The following is a 3886-nucleotide window of genomic DNA, read 5'->3' on the forward strand; positions in this document are numbered from 1 at the left end:
GGGGAATGGTCGTTCGGAGGTGCAGCGCCGCGATCATCACTCCCTCGGTGTCCCGCAGGGCCGCCGTGGAACTCGGTGTCAGTGCCTCGGCCTCGGCTGCGCCGACGACGAGGGTCGGCACCGGCACGCCGTTGATCTCGGGGTCCTCGGGATAACCGGGTTCCGACCCGAAGGCACCGAGCAGCAGCAGTTCCAGCTCGGCGAGCTGGGTCGGGCGCAGGGCCAGCGACGGCCAGGCGACCGACGCGGCCGTCAGCTCCGCGCCCCGGGCCGGCGTCGCCAGGACGGGGGTTGGTCCGGACCCGCCGGACTTGCCGGATCCGCCGGTCGCACTGGCGGCACCGTTGGCACCGGACCTGGGATGGTGATCAGGACCGGGGGCGGGATGGGAGGTGGTACTCACACTTGCGACGGTAGCTGGTGACAGACTCCATCCCAATGAACACCGATGACACCCGCCCGCCGTCCACCGTGCCGGTCGACATCGCGACCGACGAACTCGATGACGACGTCCTGGCCCGACGGCTGGCCACGGACACCGGCAAACTGCTGTTGCGGATCAGGGAGGAGGTCGGGTTCGCCGAACCCGCGACCCTGCGTGACGCCGGGGACGCGCGTTCGCATCAGCTCCTGGCCCGGGCGTTGGCGCGGCACCGCCCGCGGGACGCTGTGCTGTCCGAGGAGGGCGTTGACGACGTCGCGCGGCTGTCCGCGGAGCGGGTCTGGATCGTCGATCCCCTGGACGGCACCCGCGAGTTCGCCGAGCCCGGCAGGTCGGACTGGGCGGTGCATGTCGCGCTCTGGCAGGCCGGCGAGCTCGTCTCGGGCGCGGTGGCGCTGCCGGCGCTCGGGTTGACGCTGTCCAGCGCGGGCGGGCTGCCGCCGCGGCTGGCCGAGGCGCGTCCGCCACGGATCGTGGTCAGCCGGACCCGGGCCCCACAGCTGGTCACGGAGGTCGCGGAGGCACTGGGCGCCACCATCGTCCCGATGGGTTCGGCCGGTGCGAAGGCCTGCGCCGTCATCCGCGGGGAGGCCGAGATCTACCTGCACGCCGGCGGCCAGTACGAGTGGGACTCCGCCGCCCCGGTGGCGGTCGCGCGGTCGGCGGGGCTGCACACCAGCCGGCTGGACGGCTCGCCGCCGCGGTACAACCAGCCCGACCCGCTGTTGCCCGACCTGGTCATCTGTGCTGCGAGCTGGGCATCGGAGGTTCTCCGGGCGATCGGCGCCGCGGGGGGCTCCGGCGGTTGAGGCGCGTGCCTGCGGAGCGCCCTCGGAGCGGCCGCGGAGGGTGGCGATTGTCGATCCATGGTTGTTCTGGATGGCGTCGGTCGTGGATATGGGTCCACCGTGAGGGGCGTAATGCCGCCGGAACCGCCGGCAGGGCCGCCGTGTCCGCTACTTTGGTGGGACACATCGCCTCGACGGGGGGTTTCGCGTGCCGGTGATGGGTTACGAGCTCACCCAGCTGCAGATGCTTGAGGCCGAGGCCGTCCACATCTTCCGCGAGGTGGCCGCGGAGTTCGAGCGTCCCGCCCTGCTGTTCAGTGGCGGGAAGGACTCGATCGTCATGCTCCGGGTCGCGCAGAAGGCCTTCTGGCCCGCGAAGCTGCCGTTCCCCCTGCTGCACATCGACACCGGGCACAACTTCGACGAGGTCCTCGAGTTTCGGGACAGGCGGGCGGCGGAGCTCGCCGCCCGCCTGGTGGTCGGTTCCGTCCAGGCCGCCATTGACGAGGGCGTGCTCACCGAAGACACCCGTCCGGGAGCCTCACGTAACCAGCTACAGACACCGGTGCTGCTCGACGCCATCGCCGACAACAAGTTCGACGCGGTGTTCGGCGGCGCGCGCCGGGACGAGGAGAAGGCGCGGGCCAAAGAACGAGTTTACTCCTTCCGGGACGAGTTCGGCCAGTGGGACCCCAAGAACCAGCGCCCCGAGCTGTGGTCGCTCTACAACGGCCGGCACCGCCCCGGTGAGCACATCCGGGTGTTCCCGCTGTCGAACTGGACCGAGCTCGACATCTGGCGGTACATCGCCCAGGAACGGCTGGAGATCCCCTCCATCTACTACGCGCATCGCCGGGACGTGTTCGAGCGTGACGGCATGCTGCTGGCGGTCACGCCGCTGACCCGCCCCCTGGCCGGTGAGACGGCGGCGCCCCGGCAGGTGCGCTATCGCACGGTGGGCGACATCACCTGCACCGGAGCGGTCGAGTCAACCGCGGCGACCGTCGAGGAGGTCATCGCCGAGGTGGCCACCACCCGGCTCACCGAACGCGGCGCGACCCGGGCTGACGACCGGGTCAGCGAGGCGGCGATGGAGGACCGTAAGCGGGAGGGGTACTTCTGATGGCCGAGTTGCTGCGGGTCGCGACGGCGGGGTCCGTCGACGACGGGAAGTCGACCCTGATCGGGCGCCTCCTCTACGACACGAAGTCGCTGTTCTCCGACCAGCTTGCCGCGGTCGAGCGGACCAGTCGGGAGCGCGGCGACGGCTACGTCGACCTCGCGCTGCTCACCGATGGTCTGCGGGCCGAGCGGGAGCAGGGCATCACGATCGACGTCGCGTACCGTTACTTCGCCACGCCCCGGCGGTCGTTCATCCTCGCCGACACCCCCGGGCACGTGCAGTACACCCGCAACATGGTCACCGGCGCGTCCACCGCCGACCTCGCGCTGCTGCTCGTCGACGCGCGCAAGGGGGTCGTCGAGCAGACCCGCCGGCACGCCTTCCTGACGTCCTTGCTGCGAGTGCCCCATCTGGTGCTCTGTGTGAACAAGATGGACCTCGTCGACTTCGATCGGGACGTCTTCGAGAAGATCAAGGAGGAGTTCCGGCACTTCGCGGCGAAACTGGAGATCGTCGACGTCACGACGATCCCGATCTCCGCGCTGGGCGGGGACAACGTGGTCTCCCGGTCGCCGAGCACTCCCTGGTACGGGGGCAGCTCGCTGCTGCACCACCTGGAGGAGCTCCACATCGCCTCCGACCGCAACCTCATCGATGTGCGCTTCCCGGTGCAGTGGGTGGTCCGGCCGCGGAACGACGACCTGCACGACTACCGCGGGTACGCCGGTCAGGTCGCCGGCGGGGTGCTTAAGCCCGGCGACGAGGTCGTCGTCCTGCCCTCCGGGCTGACCACGCGGATCGTCGGCATCGACACGTTCGACGGCCCGGTTGACGAGGCCTTCCCGCCGATGTCGGTGACCATCCGGCTCGAGGACGATCTGGACGTCTCCCGGGGCGACATGATCGCCCGGCCGATGAACCAGCCGACCGTCGGCCAGGAACTCAACCTGATGGTCTCCTGGATGGTCGACGCCCCGCTGCGCCGCCGGGCCTGGATCGGGATCAAGCACACCACCCGTTCGGTACGGGCGATGGTCACCGACATCTGCTACCGCGTCGACATCGACACCCTGCACCGCGACGAGACCGTCGAGACGCTGGGTCTGAACGACATCGGCCGGATCGCCCTGCGGACGACGTCCCCGCTGTGCTACGACCTGTACCGCCGCAACCGGAACACCGGCAGCGTCCTGCTCATCGACGAGTCGACCGGGACCACTCTCGGCGCCGGGATGATCATCTAGCCGGTGGCGACGGGGAGAGCCGGGGGCCGGGTCAGCCCGGCCGCCGCCCCCAGTCCGGTGGCAGGGAGGATCCCCGGCTGCCGGCCCGGCCGTCGAGGAACGAGATGCGGTCGTTGTTCGCGACCATCGCCGGGCTCGCGAGCCAGGCGGCATAGGCACGCCGCTGGGTCGGGGTCATCCGCGCGGACGGACGCGGATTCCCCGAGGCGTCGAGGAAGTTCTCCGCCGGCGAGGTGATGAACCCATCGGCCCTCGGATCGCCGGTGTAGACGCGGCACGGCCCGCCGGC

Annotated in this window: 3 protein-coding genes and 2 pseudogenes; 3 read left to right on the top strand and 2 right to left on the bottom strand. The window is 70.6% G+C overall.

Annotated features, from left to right (window positions below; all coding sequences use genetic code 11):
• A pseudogene (locus tag AC08ON_RS02380) lies at positions 1-403 on the bottom strand (adenylyl-sulfate kinase); the annotation flags it as partial.
• Positions 404-438: 35 nt separating this feature from the next.
• On the opposite strand from AC08ON_RS02380, the gene AC08ON_RS02385 reads away from it, so the two are divergent.
• From AC08ON_RS02385 to AC08ON_RS02395, 3 genes are all read left to right on the top strand, one after another.
• On the top strand, positions 439-1251 hold the full coding sequence (locus AC08ON_RS02385) for a 3'(2'),5'-bisphosphate nucleotidase CysQ (protein WP_476606220.1): 813 nt from the start codon (positions 439-441) through the stop codon (positions 1249-1251).
• A 187-nt stretch (positions 1252-1438) separates the two neighbouring features.
• Positions 1439-2353, top strand: a complete 915-nt coding sequence (cysD, locus tag AC08ON_RS02390; RefSeq protein WP_011435784.1) for a sulfate adenylyltransferase subunit CysD — start codon at positions 1439-1441, stop codon at positions 2351-2353.
• A complete protein-coding gene (locus tag AC08ON_RS02395; RefSeq protein WP_476606221.1) occupies positions 2353-3597 on the top strand; it encodes a sulfate adenylyltransferase subunit 1 in 1245 nt (414 codons plus the stop codon). Before cysD ends, AC08ON_RS02395 begins: the two co-directional genes overlap by 1 nt.
• A 31-nt stretch (positions 3598-3628) precedes the next feature.
• Here the strand turns inward: AC08ON_RS02395 and AC08ON_RS02400 are convergent.
• Positions 3629-3886 (bottom strand): annotated as a pseudogene (locus tag AC08ON_RS02400) (hypothetical protein); the annotation flags it as partial.

Source organism: Frankia sp. CoWAU3, assembly GCF_977971855.1.